This window comes from Rhodanobacteraceae bacterium (genome assembly GCA_016713135.1).
Lineage (GTDB): Bacteria > Pseudomonadota > Gammaproteobacteria > Xanthomonadales > SZUA-5 > JADKFD01.
In genome coordinates, this window is record JADJPR010000004.1 from 251,442 (window position 1) to 269,922 (window position 18,481).

The 18,481-nt window shown below is 69.4% G+C and carries 13 protein-coding genes and 1 pseudogene; 4 read left to right on the forward strand and 10 right to left on the reverse strand.

All coding sequences use genetic code 11. The features are described from left to right. Positions 1 to 27: 27 nt before the first annotated feature. The 4 genes from IPK27_06890 to IPK27_06905 all read right to left on the reverse strand — a co-directional run bounded on the left by IPK27_06890 (position 28) and on the right by IPK27_06905 (position 3,024). Positions 28 to 510 carry an isoprenylcysteine carboxylmethyltransferase family protein gene (locus tag IPK27_06890; GenBank protein ID MBK8067348.1) on the reverse strand — a complete coding sequence of 161 codons (483 nt, stop codon included), beginning with the start codon at positions 508 to 510 and terminating at the stop codon, positions 28 to 30. Between the two features lie 57 nt (positions 511 to 567). Continuing rightward, positions 568 to 1,134 carry an elongation factor P-like protein YeiP gene (yeiP, locus tag IPK27_06895; GenBank protein MBK8067349.1) on the reverse strand — a complete coding sequence of 189 codons (567 nt, stop codon included), beginning with the start codon at positions 1,132 to 1,134 and terminating at the stop codon, positions 568 to 570. 126 nt (positions 1,135 to 1,260) lie between these two features. Continuing rightward, positions 1,261 to 2,028, reverse strand: a complete 768-nt coding sequence (locus tag IPK27_06900) for an SDR family NAD(P)-dependent oxidoreductase (GenBank protein ID MBK8067350.1) — start codon at positions 2,026 to 2,028, stop codon at positions 1,261 to 1,263. 57 nt (positions 2,029 to 2,085) lie between these two features. Then, entirely contained in the window at positions 2,086 to 3,024 is a 939-nt protein-coding gene (locus IPK27_06905) for a class I SAM-dependent methyltransferase (protein ID MBK8067351.1), read from the reverse strand. Between the two features lie 805 nt (positions 3,025 to 3,829). Here IPK27_06905 and IPK27_06910 point away from each other — a divergent pair. Both IPK27_06910 and kdsA read left to right on the forward strand, forming a co-directional pair. Next, positions 3,830 to 5,488: a CTP synthase gene (locus tag IPK27_06910; protein ID MBK8067352.1), complete on the forward strand. Its 1,659-nt coding sequence runs from the start codon at positions 3,830 to 3,832 to the stop codon at positions 5,486 to 5,488. Between the two features lie 120 nt (positions 5,489 to 5,608). After that, the gene (kdsA, locus tag IPK27_06915; protein ID MBK8067353.1) at positions 5,609 to 6,442 is read left to right on the forward strand and encodes a 3-deoxy-8-phosphooctulonate synthase; all 834 of its coding nucleotides are present in this window, start codon (positions 5,609 to 5,611) and stop codon (positions 6,440 to 6,442) included. Positions 6,443 to 6,597: 155 nt separating this feature from the next. Here kdsA and IPK27_06920 read toward each other — a convergent pair. From IPK27_06920 to IPK27_06930, 3 genes and pseudogenes are all read right to left on the reverse strand, one after another. Next, positions 6,598 to 7,200, reverse strand: a pseudogene (locus tag IPK27_06920) (response regulator transcription factor). Then, complete coding sequence (locus IPK27_06925) at positions 7,197 to 8,339, reverse strand: sensor histidine kinase (protein ID MBK8067354.1); 1,143 nt, start codon at positions 8,337 to 8,339, stop codon at positions 7,197 to 7,199. The pseudogene IPK27_06920 and the gene IPK27_06925 overlap by 4 nt, the downstream one beginning before the upstream one ends. After that, a complete protein-coding gene (locus tag IPK27_06930) occupies positions 8,336 to 10,168 on the reverse strand; it encodes a CIA30 family protein (GenBank protein ID MBK8067355.1) in 1,833 nt (610 codons plus the stop codon). Before IPK27_06930 ends, IPK27_06925 begins: the two co-directional genes overlap by 4 nt. Before the next feature lie 137 nt (positions 10,169 to 10,305). Here IPK27_06930 and IPK27_06935 point away from each other — a divergent pair, with 137 nt between their 5' ends. Continuing rightward, a complete protein-coding gene (locus tag IPK27_06935; GenBank protein ID MBK8067356.1) occupies positions 10,306 to 14,478 on the forward strand; it encodes a response regulator in 4,173 nt (1,390 codons plus the stop codon). A 3-nt stretch (positions 14,479 to 14,481) separates the two neighbouring features. Here IPK27_06935 and IPK27_06940 read toward each other — a convergent pair whose 3' ends face one another. Both IPK27_06940 and IPK27_06945 read right to left on the reverse strand, forming a co-directional pair. After that, positions 14,482 to 15,258, reverse strand: a complete 777-nt coding sequence (locus tag IPK27_06940) for an ABC transporter permease (GenBank protein MBK8067357.1) — start codon at positions 15,256 to 15,258, stop codon at positions 14,482 to 14,484. Beyond that, complete coding sequence (locus IPK27_06945) at positions 15,255 to 16,163, reverse strand: ABC transporter ATP-binding protein (protein ID MBK8067358.1); 909 nt, start codon at positions 16,161 to 16,163, stop codon at positions 15,255 to 15,257. The genes IPK27_06940 and IPK27_06945 overlap by 4 nt, the downstream gene beginning before the upstream one ends. A gap of 151 nt (positions 16,164 to 16,314) precedes the next feature. Between IPK27_06945 and IPK27_06950 the strand changes: the two genes are divergently transcribed. Then, positions 16,315 to 16,848: a nuclear transport factor 2 family protein gene (locus IPK27_06950; GenBank protein ID MBK8067359.1), complete on the forward strand. Its 534-nt coding sequence runs from the start codon at positions 16,315 to 16,317 to the stop codon at positions 16,846 to 16,848. Positions 16,849 to 16,914: 66 nt separating this feature from the next. Here IPK27_06950 and lpdA read toward each other — a convergent pair whose 3' ends face one another. After that, positions 16,915 to 18,327 (reverse strand): dihydrolipoyl dehydrogenase, encoded by a 1,413-nt coding sequence (gene lpdA / locus IPK27_06955; protein MBK8067360.1) that lies wholly within the window; start codon positions 18,325 to 18,327, stop codon positions 16,915 to 16,917. Positions 18,328 to 18,481: the final 154 nt, after the last annotated feature.

An 18,481-nucleotide genomic window follows, 5' to 3' on the forward strand; every position in this document is an offset into this window, starting at 1 on the left:
TCTACGCGGCGATTCCTCGCCAGCAGGTCAAAGCCAGCGACGAACGCGCGCCGTGAAGGCCTGGAATTCCGCGCCGAACCGACGTGCCAGTTCGCGCTCCTCCGGCATGATCTGGAAGCGGTTCATGTAGACCACGAAAGCGGGCAGGATCAGCAGCGAGGCGGGGTTGGCCAACACGATGGCGAAAGCCAGCAACGACAGCAGCATGCCGACATACATCGGGTTGCGGGTGTAGCGATAAATGCCATTCGCGACCAGGGTGGAACTGCGTTCCGGCGTCATCGGATTGACCGTGGTGTGCGCGCGCCGGAACTGGACCACGCCAGCGACCGCGATGGCGACACCGGCCAGCAGCACCGGCAAGGCCGCCCACATGCGCAGATCGAGGTCCAGCGACAGCGACAAGGTCGAGGTGAGCCAGCGCATCAGCAGCATCAGGCCGGCGGCGACGAGCACGACCGCCAGCGGCGGGATCTTCAGTTCCAGACTGTCCGCTCCACTCACCGGCATGATTCTCGCTGCAATCGCCATGTCCGCCTCCAGATCCGGGAGGCGGTTCGCCTGGACTCAGGCGCGACCGCCAAACTCCCCGGTTTCGGTGCTCACCCGCACGCGGGTGCCATTCTCGATGTATTCGGGCACTGCAATTTCCAGACCAGTCGACAGCTTTGCCGGCTTGGCGCGTCCGGTCGCACTTGCACCCTTGACGTATGGAGCGGTGTCGACGACTTCCAGTTCGACCACCTGCGGCAGTTTCAGACCCACCGGTTCACCATCGATGAGCAGAAGTTGCACACCTTCCAGCGCGCCATCGGCGGAGTACAGCGGCAGATCGCCCACCATCGCCGGCGACAGGGTGTACTGGGTGTAGTCCTCGGCGTCCATGAACACGTAGTTCTCGCCGTCCATGTACGAGAAGGTCGCTTCGCGCCGCACCAGTTCCGCCTCGCTCAGTTCATCGTCCGCACGCAGGCTGATGTCGATCTTGTTGTCGACCCCGACCTGGTACATCACGAAGCGGAAGGTGGTGTTGCCGCCACGCCCGGTGGGCGCGCTGCGTTCGACGTCGCGGATCATCCAGTACTTGCCCTGGTATTCGACGACGGTGCCGCGTTTGATGTCGGTGGCTTTCATAAGGGGCGGGGAAAGGTGAAAAGTGAAAAGTGAAAAGGGAGAGGCAGGTGAATGGGTGTAAGCGTGAAGTGGGCGAAGGGATGGGACGCGGCCTTCCTTTCACTTTTCACTTTTCACCTTTCACTGCTACTTCGGCTGCATCCGCACCGCGCCGTCCAGCCGCAGCGTGGTGCCGTTCATGTAGCGGTTCTGCAGCACGAAACAGACCGCATCGGCGAACTCGGCGGGATCGCCCAGGCGCGAGGGGAAGGGGACCATCGCTTCCAGGCTGGCCTTGACCTCGGGCGGCATGCCGCCGGCCATCGGGGTCATGAAGATGCCCGGGGCGATGGTGACCACGCGGATGCCGACGCGTGCCAGTTCGCGCGCCATCGGCAGGGTCATGCCGACGATGCCGCCCTTGCTGGCCGAATAGGCCGCCTGGCCGATCTGGCCTTCGAAGGCCGCCACCGACGCGGTGTTGACGATCACGCCGCGCTCGCCGTCGGCACCGGATGTGAGGCCCTGCATGATCTGCGCGCCGGCCTTGGCCACATTGAAGCTGCCGACCAGGTTGACCCGGATGGTGGTCTCGAACTGCGACAGTGGCATCGGCCCCTGCTTGCCGAGCACGCGCCCGGCGCCGAGGATGCCGGCGCAGTTGATCACGGCGTTCAGGCCGTCCATCGTCTGCGCGGCCGCGGCGATGCTGCCTGCGACGCCCTCTTCGCTGGTCACGTCGGTGCGCAGGTAGCAGGCGCGCTCGCCCAGGAAGGACACCGCGGCGGCGCCCTTGTCGTCCTGCACATCGAGCAGTGCCACGCGGGCGCCCTCGCGGATCAGGCGCTCGGCGACGGCGAGGCCTAGCCCGGACGCGCCGCCGGTGATCGCTGCCTTGACCTGGTCGAGTTGCATCGGGGTGCTCCGCTGTCTGCAAAGGCCGCGGAGGATAGCGGGGAAGCCGGCGGGACGTCAGCGCCCGCGCAGGACGCGCTTCTCGCGGCGGAAGCGGGCCATGCGTCGGAAGAAGCGCTGATAGGGCGTGGCCGAGGTGAAGTGCCGCCAACTGGTGTGCTCGGCGAAGAAGCGGCGCATCTCCTCGGCGTGTCCCGGATGGCGCTGCCAGTCGGCGACTGCTTGGTCCAGGCGCAGGAGCAACAGGTGCGGGCCTTCGGGGGGCGATTCGGTCAATACCTCGAAGCCACTCTTCCACGCCAGCATGGACAAGGTCTTGCGGGTGAAGCCGTGCACATGGCCGAAGTGCCAGCGTGTTGCAGGCGTGCGGCGCGGGTCAGAAATGTCCGGTACCTGGATGTGGAAATGCCCGCCCGGCTTGAGCAGCGCGTGGACGCGCGCGAAGGCTTCGTCCGGGGTGCGCAGGTGTTCGAACACGTGCGAACTGGTGCAGAGGTCGAAACTGCCGGGCGCCAGCGGCGCATCCTCCAGCAGGGTGGGGTGTATGCGCGCGTGATAGTGCTCGGCGGCGAACGCGGCGAAGCCCTGGTTGGGCTCGACGCCCTCCGCCTGCCACCCGGCGGCATTCGCCGCGGCGACGAAGGCACCCGTGCCGGCGCCAATGTCGAGCACCCGGTCGCCCGCGCACAGCAGCGGCGCCATCAGCGCCACCCGCTCGCGCGCACCGCGCTCGTCACGCAGCAGCGCCTTGGCCCGTGGCTTCGAGTCCCCGTGGTAATGCCGGCGGTACTCCTCGCGGTAGTAGCGCTCGATCTCATCGGCCGTCGGCATCGGATCGAGGAACACCAGCCCGCAACCGCTGCAGAGCGCGTTGCGCAACGGCATCCCGTAGCGGTCGCGCTTCCCGACCACGCTGCGTTCCCGGCTGCCGCACAGCACGCAAGGCCGCGATTCGCCAGTGAATCGATAGGGTTTGAAGCGCGCCAGCCAGGACAAGCGGAAACTCGTTGTGGGTCGGGGGCGTAAGTTGGCTCAGCGCGGGCAAGCCGCTGGGCTGGTTGTCGATTGTCGGGAGCATTTGCCGGCTGCCTGCGGACGCGGCTTCAGCCGCGATCCTTTCCTGGCGGCCGCCGGAAAGATCGCAGCTGAAGCTGCTCCTGCAAGAGTCGCGGCAGGCGTGGTCCTGCCGCCACCAGGCAACAACCGTCCAACAAGTATCCGACAGAGCGAGCTCCCACGCGGGCGCGCTTCGAGTGCTGATTGTCGGTTGTCTGCCGGCCGCAAGTGCCGGCATGCCGGGCGTCCGTGGGAGTTCGGGTCGCCCCTGCCGGTGCGCTCATTCGCGCATCGAATCGTGACTCTCGCAAGATCGCGGACTGTGTTTCTGGACGCAAAGGATGCAAAGGATGCAAAGAAGATCAAACGCGATACAGCGCTGGGGTATCCCGGCACTTGCTGTCTTTGCGTCCGTTTGCGTACTCAATCACAAGGTCGTCGTTCCGCACGGGATGAAAATGTAGGAAATCCAACACCTTGGCGCGTATTCGGTGGGAGCGGCTGCAGCCGCGATCGTTTACTGGCGGCCGCCGGAAAGATCGCGCACAGAGTCCGCTCCCAGCGGAGTCGCGGCAGGCGTGCCATGCTGCCGGGAACCAACAACCAAGTACCAACTATCAACTATCAACTGCCAAGAAGGCGACAACCATCCGCCCCTACATGGCCCGACGCTGAACCGGCACTCGGCGCGGCCGTGTCGGAGCGGGTAGACTACGGCCCCGGTTTGCAGCAACCGGATCCCCCGATGACTCCCCTGATCTTCGTCACCGGCGGTGTCGTGTCCTCCCTGGGCAAAGGCATCGCATCGGCGTCGCTCGCCGCCATCCTCGAGTCGCGCGGCCTGCGTGTGACCATGATGAAGCTCGATCCCTACATCAACGTGGATCCGGGCACCATGAGCCCGTTCCAGCACGGCGAGGTCTATGTCACCGATGATGGTGCCGAGACTGACCTGGACCTCGGCCACTACGAGCGCTTCCTGCGCACGCGGATGACGCGCAAGAACAGCGTGACCACCGGCCGCATCTACGAGAACGTGATCCGGCGCGAGCGGCGCGGCGACTACCTCGGCGCCACCGTGCAGGTGATTCCGCACATCACCGACGAGATCAAGCGCTGCATCGACGAAGCCACCCAGGGCTACGATGTGGCGCTGGTCGAGGTCGGCGGCACGGTCGGCGACATCGAATCCTTGCCGTTCCTGGAGGCGATCCGCCAGGTGCGCATCGAGCGCGGCCCGGAGCATGCGCTGTTCATTCACCTCACGCTGGTGCCGTTCATCAAGTCGGCCGGCGAGATCAAGACCAAGCCCACGCAGCACTCGGTCAAGGAACTGCGCTCGATCGGCATCCAGCCGGATGTGCTGTTGTGCCGCTCGGAGACCGAGTTGCCCGACTCCGAGCGACGCAAGATCGCGCTGTTCACCAATGTGCCGGTGGACGCGGTGATCTCGGCGATCGACGTCGACGTGATCTACAAGCTGATGATGTGGCTGCACCAGCAGCGCCTCGACCAGATCGTGGTCGATCGCCTGCGCCTGAAGGCGGGTCCGGCGGATCTGTCGGAATGGCAGGCGGTGGTGCGCGCCAGCGAGTTCCCCGAGGACGAGGTCGAGATCGTCATTGCCGGCAAGTATGTCGAGCACTCGGACGCCTACAAGTCGCTGTCCGAGGCGCTGCGCCACGGCGGCCTGCGCCAGGACACCCGGGTGAAGCTGCGCTGGGTGGAATCGGAGCATGTCGAGCGCCTCGGCGCCGAAGTTCTGGAAGGCGCCGACGCGATCCTGGTGCCGGGTGGCTTCGGCGAGCGCGGCTTCGAGGGCAAAGTGCTCGCCGCGCGCCACGCACGCCTGAACCAGATCCCGTACTTCGGCATCTGCTATGGCATGCAGGCGGCGGTGGTCGATTTCGCCCGCTCGATCGCCGGCCTGGACGGCGCCAACAGCACCGAGAACGCGCGCGACTGCGTGCATCCGGTGATCGCGCTGATCACCGAATGGCGCACCAGCAGCGGTGAGGTCGAGCGCCGCACCGCCACCAGCGACCTCGGCGGCACGATGCGCCTGGGCGCCCAGGAATGCCGCCTCAAGCCCGGCACCCTCGCGCGCCAGTTGTACGGCGCCGAGATCATCCGCGAGCGTCACCGCCATCGCTACGAATTCAACAATTTCTACCGCCAGCAACTGGAACAGCTGGGCCTGGTGATCTCCGGCCGCTCGATCGACGACCTGCTGGTCGAGATCGTCGAGCTACCCGACCACCCCTGGTATCTCGCCTGCCAGTTCCACCCCGAATTCACCTCCACCCCGCGCGACGGCCACCCGCTGTTCGAAGGCTTCGTGCGCGCCGCGCGTGCGCACAAGGCGGCGCGGCTGGCGGGGGCGAAAGGGGCGGCGTTGGCCTGAGAGGCGGGTTGTGGGTTCTGGGTTGTGGGTTGTGGGCAGCATCGACCGCATCGCCAGCCCCCCATTGACTGCCGCTTTGACCCACAACTCACAACCCACAACCCACAACTCTCCAAGAACATGCACCTCTGCGGCTTCGAAATCGGCCTCACCCGTCCCTTCTTCCTGATCGCCGGCCCCTGCGTCATCGAGTCGTTGCAGTTGCAGCTCGATGTCGCCGGCCAGCTCAAGGAAATCACCGGGCGCCTGGGGATCCCGTTCATCTTCAAGTCCTCGTTCGACAAGGCGAATCGCTCGTCGGGCGCCAGTTTCCGCGGGCCGGGGATGGAGGAGGGGTTGAAGGTGCTGGCGGAGGTACGGCGCCAGATCGGGGTGCCCGTGTTGACCGATGTGCACGAGTACACGCCGATGGACGAGGTCGCGAGCGTGGTCGATGTGCTGCAGACGCCGGCCTTCCTGTGCCGCCAGACCGATTTCATCCAGAACGTCGCGCGCGCCGGCAAGCCGGTGAACATCAAGAAGGGCCAGTTCCTCGCGCCCTGGGACATGAAGCACGTGGCGCAGAAGGCGCGCGATGCCGGCAATGAACAGATCATGGTCTGCGAGCGCGGCGTCAGCTTCGGCTACAACAACCTGGTGTCCGACATGCGCTCGCTGGTGGTGATGCGCGAGACCCGCGCGCCGGTGGTGTTCGATGCCACCCACTCGGTGCAGTTGCCGGGCGGGCAGGGCAGCAGTTCGGGCGGCCAGCGCGAGTTCGTCCCCGCGCTCGCCCGCGCGGCGGTCGCCACCGGCGTCTCCGGCCTGTTCATGGAGACCCATCCGGACCCGGCCAAGGCCCTGTCCGATGGCCCGAACGCCTGGCCGCTGCCGCGCATGGCCGCGTTGCTGGAGACCCTGCAGATCATCGACCGCGCGGTGAAGGCGCGGCCGTTCGATGAGGAGGGGATGTAGGGGGCAGCAAAAAGTGAAAAGTGAAAAGTGAAAGGAAGAGCGGCTCAGGTACGACTGGAACACCGGCTGTCGTAGGGTCCCAGTAGCTCAAGGGGCACCGAGCCGCACTGGCTTTTCGCTTTTCACTTTTCACTTTTCACTTTTTACGGCTCCCCTCACAACCACCCCTTCTGCCTGGCCGTCCGGAACGCCTCGATGCGATTGGCCGCGCCGAGCTTGCCGATCGCCTCCGACAGGTAGTTGCGCACGGTGCCCTGCGACAAATGCAGGCGTTCGGCGATCTGGGCGCTGCTGGCGCCTTCGCCGGCAAGGCGCAGCACGGCGCGCTCGCGTTCGGTCAGCGGGTCTTCCTCGCCCCAGGCGGCAACCGCGAGCTGCGGGTCGATCACGCGCACGCCGCGCATGACCTGGCGCAGGGCGCTGGCGAGTTGCTCGCTCGGCGCATCCTTCAGCAAATAGCCGCGCACCCCCGGCGTCCAGCGCGCGGCGGAGATAGCCGGCGCGGCCAAAGGTGGTCAGGATCACCACGCGCGTGGGCGACTGCGCCTCCTGAGGCGTACCGCGAGGTCGAGGCCCGTCAGGCCCGGCATTTCGATGTCGGTCAGCAACACATCGGGCGAGTGCTCGGCGATCAGCTTCCACGCCTGCAGCCCGTCGCCCGCTTCGGCGACCACCGCGACATCCGGTTCCAGCCCGAGCAGCGCCGCGAGCGCGCCGCGCACCATGGCCTGGTCCTCTGCAAGCACGATCCGGATCATGCGGCGCTCCTGGCCGGCAGCGCGGCATCGCCGCGCGGCAGTGTCAGCCGCAGGTGGGTGCCGCGAGCATGCCCGTGCGCGATTTCCAGGCCGCCGCCGAGCGCGGCCAGGCGTTCGTGCATCCCGCGCAGGCCGTTGCCGTGCACATGGTCGCCGCCGCGGCCGTTGTCGCTGATGTGCAGGCAGATCCGCTCGCCCTCCTCGGTCAGCCGCACCTGCACCCGGCTGGCGCCGGCGTGCCGCAGGACATTGGTGATGGCCTCGCGCAGGCCCAGTGCCAGCGCGGCCTCCTGCGGCGGCGGGATCGAGACATCGCCAACGGCGTGATCCAGCTCGATGTCGGCGCCGGCCAGCACCAGCCTTGCGGCCGCCAGTTCCGCGTTCAGATCGCCGCTGCGGAAGCCGGTGACTGCCTCGCGCACCTCGCGCAGGGCCTGGCGCGCCACCTGTTCCACCTCAGCGATCTGCGCGCGGGCCGCATCCGGCTGGCGCCCGATCAGCTTGCCGGCGAGTTCGCTCTTCAGCACCACCACGGACAGCGTGTGCCCGAGCAGATCGTGCAGATCGCGCGCGATGCGTTCGCGCTCGGCCAGCGCGGCCAGCCGGCGCACCTCGTCGTGCGACAGCTTGAGCTCGGCCATCCGCCGGTGTTGCATGCGCGAATACAGCGTTCCGGCGACCACCATGGTCCCGATCACCGCGACCACCGCGATGAAACCGATTGCGCCCAAGGGCTCTCGCGTCAGCCACAGGAACTCGATACCCATCACCAGCAGCATCCCGGCCGACATGCCGATGGCCGCGCGCGGCGGCAGGCGGTGCGCCGCCATCGCCATCGCATAGATGATGAAGGTGTTGCCGCCCGGGTTGAACGGGATCAGCGCATAGCCCAGCACTGCGCTGGCAGCGGCCGGCCACCAGCCGGTGCCTGGCCGGAAGGAGGCGTAGTACGCCGGCAGGAACAGGCCGCAGGCGAGCACACTGAGCAGGATCGCCCGCGGACTCACCTCCGGCGGGAACATCAGCGGCAGGAACACGAAGAACAGGTAGAACAATCCGATGCCCGGCCGCTGGAACAGGTCCAGTTCGATCGCGCGCTGGCCGGTGGCCGGGGCGTCATCCTGCGCGCGGTGGGTCACTGCAGCGAAACCTCGTCGATCAGCACTTCGAAGTTGCCATCCGGCGCGCTGGCGGTGATCGCGATGGCACGCAGCTGATCGAGGTCCGCGCCGGAGAAGTCCGCGAGCGCGAACGTATGCGCCTGCCAGTCCGCGGTGCTCGTGAAGCTGCGCCCCACCGGTACGCCGCCGGCTTGCGCGCCGGAGAACAGCAGCACGTTGTAGCGGCGGCCATCGCCGCGCGCCTGGAAGCGCAAGGTGAGGCCTGCGGGCGCCTGTACCGGCGACATCGGGGGATCGGTCATGAACAGCATGGCTCCGGACCATGGGTAGGGCGCACCGGGAGCGATCGTACCGCGCAGTGCGAGCGCGCCGCGACTGCCCGAGGCGCCGCCGGCCGTCTCCAGGCGGACTTGCGAGGCGCCGCCGGTCATCTGGTCGGTGGTCGCCTGCCAATCCACGCCGTGGCTGGCGGCGAGCAGGTGCTGCGGGTCGTCGAAATCGCTGTGGATGCTCGCGAAGCGGCCGCCCGGCGCCTTTGCGGCCGGCGCATTGCGGTCGATCGGCGCGCCGTTCTTCCACACCCGCACGATGCGGCGGGTGGTGCGGATGTCGCGGGTCGGGTCGCCATCCACCAGCAGCAAGTCGGCGCGCAGGCCTGCCGCGATGCGACCGCGGTCGCCGATGCCGAAGCGGCGCGCCGGCAACGAGGTGGCCGCGCGCAGCGCCTGCTCGGGAGTCAGCCCGGCCTCGGTCAGGAACTCGAGCTCGCCGTGCAGGCTGGCGCCGTGCGCGGTGCCGGGGTTGCCAGCGTCGGTGCCGGCCAGGATGTCCACTCCGGCCGCGTGCAGCCGGCGCACGGTTTCCCGGGCATGCACGAGGTGCGCCGGATTGCGCCAGAGTGCCGGGAATTCCTGCTGCAGCGAGGCGCGCTGTCCGGCGTCCAGGCTGGCAGCGAACTCCGGCGCCTGCGCCAGTTCGCGCGAGCGGCCGTCGCCGGACAGGCCCGCCATCACCGAGAAGGTCGGGATCACGAACACCTTGCGCTGCGCCAGGTCCTGCACCAGGGCGGGCTCGGCGACCTCGTCGCTCCAGACGTGCACCAGGCCATCGGCGCCTGCGGCGAGCACCTGGCGCACCGCCTCGGTGTCGGCCACATGCGCCACTGCCATCACCCCGCGCGCATGCGCGGCCGCCATCAGCGCATCGATGCGCGCCCCATCCAGGGTCGGCAGCGCGCGCGGCAGGCGGTAGGCGCGGCCGCTGTCGAGCACGAACTTGATGTAGTCGGAACCGGCATCCACCCGTGCATCGACCATCCGCACTGCGTCCGCAGGATCGTCGAGCGTGTCCAGCGGCAGTCCGAACTGGGTGCCATGGCCGCCCTTCGCGGTCAGCATCGCGCCGGCGGACCACAAGTCCGCGCGGTCGGTCGGCGCCAGCGCCGCGCGCTCGGCGCGTTGCGCCTGCAGCGTGTCCGGCGAGGAGAACATGTCGAGCGCGCTGGTCACGCCGAAGCGCAGCATCTGGCGGCGCGCCTCGCCCCAGCTGTGCACATGCGCATCGATCAGTCCCGGCAGCAGGGTCTGCCCCGCGGCATCGATGACGTCGGCACCGGCGGGCACCGCCAGCGACTCGGCGATCGCCGCGATCTGCCCGCCCTGCACCAGCACATCGGCGCGCGGCCAGGTGCGCTCGCCATCGAAGACGCGCGCGCCGCGGATCAGCAGGCTCTCGGGCGCCGGCCGGGCCGGCCCGGCGGCTGGTCGCGAGGCTTGCGGAACGGCCTGCCAGAGTAGCCAGGCGAGCAGGGCGGCGCTGGCCAGCGCCAGCCAGTGCAATCGGTTCATTGCGGCGGAACCTCGGCGGGGGATGTGGCGAGATTCGCGGTTGGCGCGCGCCGGGCACAGTAGCGGCTGTCAGCGCCGCGGCATGACAGCTGTCATGCGCGGATCATGACCCCCGGCGCTGGCTATGATGCCGGCCCATGGAAGCACGCCGACCCTCCATCCACGCGACTGCAGCGCGCGCCTCCGCCGGGTGGGCGGCGCTCATGCTGTCCGGGTGGCTGGCCGCGCCGGTGACGGCCGCGCCAGCCGCCGAGGCCTACCTGCACGAATCCTGGAGCGTGCGCGACGGCCTGCCGGTGAACTCGATCAGCGAGATGCTGCAGTCGCGCAGCGGCTATCTCTGGCTCGGGACCTTCGACGGCCTGGTGCGCTTCGACGGCAGCGCCTTTCGCACCTACAACAGCAGCAACACGCCGGGCTTCGCGCACAACCGCCTGCGCGACGTGCGCGAGACCCGCAGCGGCTTGCTGCTGCTGGCGAGCGAGGTCGGCACCCTGCAAGCCTTCGACCCGGCGACCGCGCAGGTGCGCCATCTGTGGACCGTGCCGACCGGCCGTGAGCTGCGCACCTGGGCCGCGCCCGATGGCAGCGTGTGGGCCAGCCTGCAACCGGGTCTCGGCCGGGTCGAGGACGACCAGCTCGAAGTGTTCACGGTTGCGCCCTTGCCCGAGCTGCAGGTGGAGGCCATGGGCTTCTCCGGCGCGACGATCTGGCTGGCGGCGGTGGATGCCGGGATCTGGCGCTGGCAGGCCGGGCAGTTGCAGGCGGTGGCCAGCGCAGCGCAGGTGGACGTGGGCCATGTCCATGCGTTGGCGACCGCCGCGGATGGCACGCTCTGGGTGGGCGGCGAAGCCGGCGTCGTGCTGGTCGGCCCCGCGGGCGCGCGGCGCCTGCGCGACGGCGACCAGGACTGGTTGCAGACCACCATCGGCTTCGCGCCCGATGGCGCGGGCGGCTTGCTGGTCGGCAGCGAAAATGGCGTGCACGAGTACCGCGACGGGCGCCTGCACCAGGTGGACCCCGCCGACCCGCGCCGCGCGCCGCAGCAGGATCAGGCGACTGCGGGCGATCCGTCCTGGCGCATCTCGGCATCGGCCGTGTTCCGCACCGGCGGCCCCGCGCCGGCCTTGCAGCTGCGCCTGCCGGACCTGGAGGCGACGCGCATCACCCAGGGGCTGCTCGACCACAACGGGTCGCTCTGGCTGGGTACTTCCGGCGCGGGCCTGCACCGATTGCGCCCGGTGCCTTTCCGCGCGCTGTCCGAAGCCCAGGGACTGTCCGCCCGCGAGGTCTATCCGCTGCACCAGGATGCGCACGGGGCGATCTGGATCGGCACCCAGAAGGGCGGGCTCAACCGCTACGCCGACGGCCTCGTCGCGAGTTTCGGCGCGGGGGCGGGGCTGCGCGACGACAACATCCGCGCGATCGCCCACGACGCCGCGGGAACGCTGTGGGTGGCGACCTACGAAGCCGGGCTGTTCCGCCAGGCGGACGCCGGGAACTTCGTGGCCGCGACCTCGCCGGGCCCGGCCCAGGCGCGCATCGGCTCGCTGTTCCTCGATCGCGAGGACCGCTTCTGGGCGGGCACCGATGCCGGCCTGTACCAGCGGACCGGTGATGCCTGGGTGCGCCACCCGGGCAGCAATGCGGTGGCCGGCTGCAGCGTGCGTGCGATCCGGGAGGCCCCCGACGATGTGCTCTGGCTGGCGACCAACCGCTGCGGCGCCTTGCGCCTGGCGCCGACGCCGGAGCGCTACGACGCCCGCAGCAACGCCAGCGATTTCATCCGCGATGTCCTGCCGCTGCCTGGCGGCATCGTCTGGCTGGCCAGCGAGGACCGCGGCATCGCCCGCATGCGCTGGCCCGATGGGCCGGCGCGGCCGCCGCGCAGCGTCTCGATCCGCGCCGCCCACGGCCTGCTCAGCGACGGCGTGCATGCGATCCTGGCCGATCGCGGCTGGTTCTGGATGAGCAGCAACCACGGGATCTTCCGCGTGCGCCAGCAGGAACTCGACGCCGCGGCGGACGCGCTGGAGCGCGGCGAGACGCCAGCGCCGCTGGCGATCGACGTCTATCGCGAGTCCGCGGGCCTGCGCAACCGCGAGGCCAACGGTGGCGTGCAGACCGCCGCGCTGCGCAGCACGACCGGTCAGTTATGGTTCGCAACCCAGGATGGGGTGGCGGTGGTCGATCCGGCATCGCCCCTGCTGGCGCCGGCGGTGCGCCCTGCGATCGACCGTGTGCGCAGCGGCGACCGCCAGTGGCCGGCCGGCGCGCCGCTGACTTTGGCCGCCGCCGAGCGCAGCTTCAGCGTGGAGTTCGCCGAATTGCGGCAACTGGATCCGGACCAGGCGCGGCTGCGCTACCGGCTGGTGGGCCATGACGACGACTGGATCGAGGCGGGCGCGCGGCGTGGCGCCGATTACAGCCGGGTGCCGCCCGGCGCCTATGAATTCGCGCTGCAGGCCTGGTCGGGTGGCGCCTGGGTCGCGCCGGGAGCACGCCTGGCCCTGACGGTGCAGCCGTTCCCGAGCGAGACCGCCGGGTTCAAGGTCCTGCTCGGCGGGATCGCGTTGCTGCTGATGTGGCTGGGTTTCCGCGCGCGCGTCGGCTGGCTGGAGGCGCAGCGGCGCCAGCTGCAGCGCCAGGTCGATGCGCGTACCGAAGAACTCGCGCGCGGCAAGGCGTCGGCCGAGCAGGCCTCGCTGCTGATCGCCGCCCAGGCCGAGCAGTTGCGCGAACTGGATCGCCAGAAGTCGCGCTTTTTCGACGACCTCGCGCACGAGTTGCGCACGCCGCTGACGCTGATCCTGGGGCCGCTCAAGGATATCCGCGATGCGCGCCTCGCCAACCCGCAGCCGGCCATCGATGGCGCCATCCGCAATGGCGAGGTGCTGCTCGACCTGACCAACCAGTTGCTCGACCTGGCCCGCCTGGAAGCGGGCAAGCTGGGCCTGGAGCGACGCCCCGAGGACCTGGTCGCGCTGCTGCGCGCCAGCGCCGAGCGTTTCCAGCCACTGGCGCGGTCGCGCGGCATCGGATTCCACTGGCGCGCGCCCGGCGAGGCGCTGGTCGTCAGCCTGGATCGGCGGCACGCGGGCAAGATCGTCGACAACCTGCTGTCGAATGCCTTCAAGTTCACCCCGCCGGGCGGACGGGTGGAGCTTTCGGTGGCGGCGACGGCGGACGGCCATGCGCGGATCGAGGTGGCCGATACCGGCCCCGGGATCGCCGCCGAGCATCTGGCGCATGTGTTCGAGCGCTTCTTCCACAGCGATGGCGCCGATGCCCGGCTGCAGCCCGGGACGGGTATCGGCCTCGCCCTGGTGCACGACCTGACGCGGCTGCACGATGGCCGCCTGGTGGTGCGCAGCGCGCCCGGCGAAGGCACGGTGTTCGAGGTGCTGCTGCCGCTGGCGCCGGGCACGGCATTGCCGGCGGGCGACCGCGCGGAGGAGCTGTCCGCCGCGGTGATGCCAGCGCCGGATGCGGCGGGCGCCGGGGCCGAGGATGGCGATCCTGATCGCACCACGGTGCTGGTGGTGGACGACCACGCCGAGATCCGTGCCCATGTGCGCGCGCAGCTGGCACCGGCCTACCGGGTGCTCGAAGCTGGCGACGGACTGGCCGCCCTGGCCTTGGCGCGCGAGCGCCTGCCGGATCTGGTGGTGGCCGACATCAGCATGCCCGGGCTCGACGGCTATGAGTTGTGCGCGCAGATCCGCGGCGATGCCGAGCTCGAAGGCCTGCCGGTGATCCTGCTCACCGCGCGCGCCGGCCTCGACCACCGCCTGGAGGGCCTGCGCGCGGCAGCGGACGATTACCTCACCAAGCCCTTCGAGGGCGCCGAGCTGCGCGCACGGGTGGACAACCTGATCGCCATGCGCCGGCGCCTGCGCGAGCGGTTTGCGCAAGCGGGCGAGTGCGCGCGGCGGGCGGTCGCCGAGGTGGCGGTCGCGGCCGCGGGCGACGACGACGCCGGTTACCGCGCGCGCCTGATTGCGACCATCCGCGCCCACATGGCGGACGAGGACTTCAAGGTCAGCGACCTCGCCGATGCCATGCGCCAGGATCGCAGCCACCTGTTCCGCCGGGTGCGCGAGTGCACCGGCCAGGCCCCGAGCGACCTGATCCGCGAGCTCCGCCTGGAACGCGCCGCGGAGCTGCTGCGAGAGCGGGCCGGCCCGATCGGCGAGATCGCCTATGCGGTGGGCTTCGGCAGCGTGGCCTATTTCACCAAGTGCTTCCGCGAGCGCTTTGCGCGCACCCCCGGCCAGTACCGTGGTGAGCGCGAAGTGGTCGCCTCCTGAGCCTCAGCGCTCGCGCAGGCGCAGCGCCGCCAGGCTGAGGAACAACAGCGTGGTCAGCAACAGCACGCCGGCATGCAGCCCGAGCGGGACGCCCTGGATCTGGCCGATGGTGCCCAGCGCCAGCTGGCTCAGGTGGAACGCCGGCCACACCACCGCCAGCTTCTGCAGCACCGTGGGGAATACGAACAGCGGCATCCACAGGCCCGACAGCACCGACATCGGCAGGTACACCAGGTTGATCACTGCGACCGCCGCCTGGCCGTGCACCAGGCTGCCGACCCACAGCCCCAGGGCGCAGAAGGGCAGGGTGCCGAGCAGCAGGACGCCGGTCAGCTTGAGCCAGGTGAGCGGATCGATGCGCACCCCGCCGAAGCCGATCGCGGCAATCGACAGCAGGAGCACCACGATCAGGCCGAAGATCAGGCTCATCGCGATCTTGCCGAAGAAGTAGGCGCCGATCGGCATCGGCGACACCCGCTTGAGTTCGAGCAGGCCGTTGGCGCGGTCCAGCGCCATGCCGACGCCGAAGCCGAACAGCGCCGGGCCGATCACGCCGAACACGCCATAGGTGGCCAGCAGGTAGGCGGACTTGTCGTACTGGCCCCATTTGCCGGGCAGGACCAGGCCGAACAGGATGTAGAACACCAGCGGGAAGGCGAGCGTGGGCACCGCCACCATCGGCGTGCGCCACTGGTGCAGGAATTCGTAGCCGGCTTCGCGCAGGTAGATCCCGGCCAGGCCGGGGGCGCGCAGCGTGTCGTTCTGGGTCAGGGTATTCATGCAGCCTCCGGGCGTTTCTGGGCATCGGCAGTCAGGGTCAGCAGGGCTTCTTCCAGGCTCAGCGGCAGCACTTCCAGGTCGCAGGCGCTGGCGTCGGCGGCGAACAAGCGGCGCAACAGTGCTTCCGGCTGTCCCGAGCAGATCTCGCAGCGTTCGCCGTCCATGCGCACCTCCTGTGCCTCCGGCCAGCTGGCGATCATGGCTAAGGGCAGGCGTGTCGCCAGGCGCACGCGCTTGCCTGCAGCGCGCGCCTTGATGCCGGCGGGCGTGTCCTCTGCCAGCACCCGCCCACCGCCGAGCAAAACCATGCGATCGGCCAGCGCGTCGGCTTCCTCGAGGTAGTGGGTGGTCAGCACGATGCTGGCGCCGTCGCTGCGCAACTGGCGCAGCACCTGCCAGAAGTTGCGGCGCGCCTCGACATCCAGCCCCACCGTGGGCTCATCGACGAACAGCAGCGGCGGCTGGCCGCAGATGGCCAGCGCGAACTGCACGCGGCGCTGCTGGCCGCCCGAGAGACGCCCGTAGCGGCGTTGCGCGAGGTCTTCCAGCCCGGCCAGTTCCAGCGTCTGCGCCAGCGGACGCGCCTTCGCGTAGTAACCCGACTGCAGCGAGATCAGTTCGGCTACCGTCAGGGTCTCCGGCAGCCTGGCTTCCTGCAGCATCACGCCGATTCGCCGCCGCGCGGCGAACTCGCGCGGATCCTGGCCGAACAGCAAGGCGCGACCGCCGTCCGGGCTCAGCCGGCCTGTCAGCAGCCCAAGCGCGGTGGTCTTGCCGGCGCCGTTCGGCCCCAACAGTGCCAGCACCTCGCCGGCACGGATGGCCAGGTCGGTGGGTTGCAGCGCCTGCAGGCTGCCGTAGCGCTTGCTGGCGCCGAGCAGCGCAGCGATCGAAACTTCGGCCATGTCGTGACTCCGTGGTGGGGAGTCCAGAATCGCAATGACCGGGGCCCGCGCGCAGTGCGGGCTGTCAGTGCGTCGGGATGACAGCTGTCAGGTTGTCCGGCTGGCACAGCGCTTGCGTGGACGCCGCGGCCATCCCACACCGGAAACTTGCATGCGCCCGATCCTGATCTTGCTGTTCTTCGCCCAATGGGCCGGTGCCGCCGAGCCCGGCACGCCTGACCGCGAACCGCACCAGGCGCGGCCCGGGCCGGCGCAAACCGCGGAGCTGACGGCGAGCATCAGCCAACTGGACCAGACCCTGTTCGGCGCGATCTTCGACCACTGCGACAGCGAGGCCCTGCGCCCACTGGTGGCCGACGATCTCGAGTTCTTCCACGACAAGCACGGCCAGACGGCGTCCAGCGGCACACAGTTTGTCGAGACGATCGCTGGCATGTGCGCGCGCCAGGCCACCGGCGAGGACTACCGCGCCCGCCGCGAACTGGTCGCCGGGACCTCGCAGGTGTACCCGATGCAGGGCTATGGGGCATTGCATACGGGCGTGCACCGCTTCTACATGCTGGAACCCGGCAAGCCCGAGCGACTGGTCGAAACCGGGCGCTTCGCCAACCTGTGGCAGTTCGGCGCGGATGGGCAGTGGCGCCTGAGCCGGGTGCTGAGCTACGACCACCGCACCACCGACTGAAGCTGGCGAGATCCGCCGCAAGCTGGCGGGACCCGCCTGCCGCGCGCAGCGGCAGGCGGCGCGGGTTCAGGCGTGAATCGCGTGCCCCAGCGCTGCGAGCGCGGCTTCCGGCAGGGTTTCGGTCATGGTCGGGTGCACGTGGATGGTGCCGGACAGGTCTTCCAGCCGCGCGCCCATCTCCAGCGCCAGCGCGAATTCGCCGGACAGCTCCGACACATGCGCGCCGACCGCGTGGATGCCGAGCACCAGGTGGTTGTCGGCGCGCGCGGTGACCCGCACGAAGCCGCCGTCGTGACCCGCCTGCATCGCCAGCGAGCGGCCGTTGGCGGCAAACGGGAACTGGCCGACCACCACCTCGATGCCCTTGGCCTTCGCTTCCTCGGGCGACATGCCGCAGCCGACCAGTTCCGGCTCGGTGAAGCACACCGCGGCGATCGCCACCGGGTTGAAGCTGCGGCGGTGGCCGGCGATCAGCTCGGCGACCATCTCGCCCTGCGCCGAGGCCTTGTGCGCCAGCATCGGCTCGCCGATCAGGTCGCCGATCGCCCAGACGTTGCGCATCGAGGTGCGGCACTGCTCGTCGACCTTGACGAAGGGGCCGTTCATCGTGACCGCCATCTTTTCCAGGCCCCAGCCCTGGGTGGCCGGGCGCCGGCCGACCGCGACCAGCACCTTGTCGCATTCCAGCCGCTGGCGCGTGCCATCGACGGCTTCCACTTCGAGCGCGCGGCCGTTGGCGTCCTCGACCAGCCCGATCGCCTTGGTCGACAGGTGCACCGCGACCTTGTGCTGCTTCAGCCAGGCCTCGACCGGCTTGACCAGCGGGCGATCGAACAGGGTCAGGATGCGGTCCAGCGCCTCGACGAACACCACCTCGCTGCCCATCTTCGCGTAGGCGATGCCGAGTTCCATGCCGATGTAGCCGGCGCCGATCACCACCAGGCGCTTGGGCAGCTCGCGCTGCAGCAGCGCCTCGGTGGAGGACATCACGTGCTCGCCGTAGGGGATCGACGGGATCCCGGCGACCACCGAGCCGGTGGCCAGGATCACGTGCTCGGCGCTGATCGAGACCTCGCCGTCGGTGGTCGCGACGGTGCAGTTCTTGGCGTCGGAGAACACCGCCTTGCCGTGCACTGCGCGCACCTTGGCCTTCTTCAGCAGCGCCGCGACGCCGCCGTTCAGGCGGTCGACCACGGTTTCCTTCCAGTCCACCGCGCCGCCCAGGTCAAAGGACGGCGGGCTGTCGAGCTTGATCCCGAGCTTGCCGGCGCCGACATGCTCGCGCATCGCTTCGAACTTGCCGGCGACATGGATCAGCGCCTTGCTCGGGATGCAGCCGCGGATCAGGCAGGTGCCGCCCAGGCGGTCGGCCTCGACGATGGTGGTCTTGAGTCCCAGCTGGCCGCAGCGGATCGCGGCGACGTAGCCGCCGGGACCGCCACCGACGACGAGGACCTGGGTTTGGATGGATTCGGGCATGGCGGTGAGTCCTCGGGTATTGGGCTTTGGTGGGTCCGGACCTTGTCCGGACGCTTTGGGGGCAACAGCGTTCGGACAAGGTCCGAACCCACCAGGTCAACATCAACAGCAACAGCGTTCGGACAAGGTCCGAACCCACCAGATCATCATCAAC